General features: G+C 67.3%; 1 protein-coding gene. It reads left to right on the top strand.

All coding sequences use genetic code 11. The annotated features are described in order from the left end of the window. The coding region (locus ACSDR0_RS51040; RefSeq protein ID WP_435296206.1) for a DEAD/DEAH box helicase at positions 1–627 on the top strand (627 nt) is incomplete at both ends.

Here is a 627-nt window from a genome sequence, read left to right as displayed (position 1 = left end):
GGGCATCGAGCGGCGTGGCAACGTGCTGGCGACCATGACGAAGCTCAAGCAGGTCTGCAACCACCCGGCCCAGCTGCTGAAGGACGGCTCACGGCTGGCGGGCCGGTCGGGGAAACTGGCCCGGCTGGAGGAGCTGGCCGAGGAGATCGTCGAGGAGGGCGACAAGGCACTGGTCTTCACCCAGTACGCCGGATTCGGCGCCCTGCTGCAGCCCTACCTGGCCGCCCACCTGGACCGGCCGGTGCTGTGGCTGCACGGCGGACTACCAAAACGCAAACGCGACGAACTGGTCGAACGCTTCCAAAGCGACGACGAGCCGATGCTGTTCCTGCTCTCCCTCAAGGCCGCCGGCACCGGCCTGAACCTGACCGCCGCCACCCACGTCGTCCACGTGGACCGCTGGTGGAACCCCGCCGTCGAAGACCAGGCGACCGACCGGGCCTTCAGGATCGGCCAGACCAGAAACGTCCAGGTCAGAAAATTCATCTGCGTCGGCACCCTGGAGGAGCGCATCGACGAGATGATCGAACGCAAGAAGGCCCTCGCCCAGAGCGTGGTCGGCACCGGCGAAGACTGGATCACCGACCTGTCCACCGACCAGCTGCGCGAGCTGTTCCGGCTCGGCCC

The organism is Streptosporangium sp. G11, from assembly GCF_051192615.1.
In the GTDB taxonomy this organism is placed as follows: Bacteria; Actinomycetota; Actinomycetes; order Streptosporangiales; family Streptosporangiaceae; genus Streptosporangium.
The sequence above is the reverse complement of the archived record's forward strand: the minus strand, read 5'-3'. Positions and strand labels throughout refer to the sequence as shown.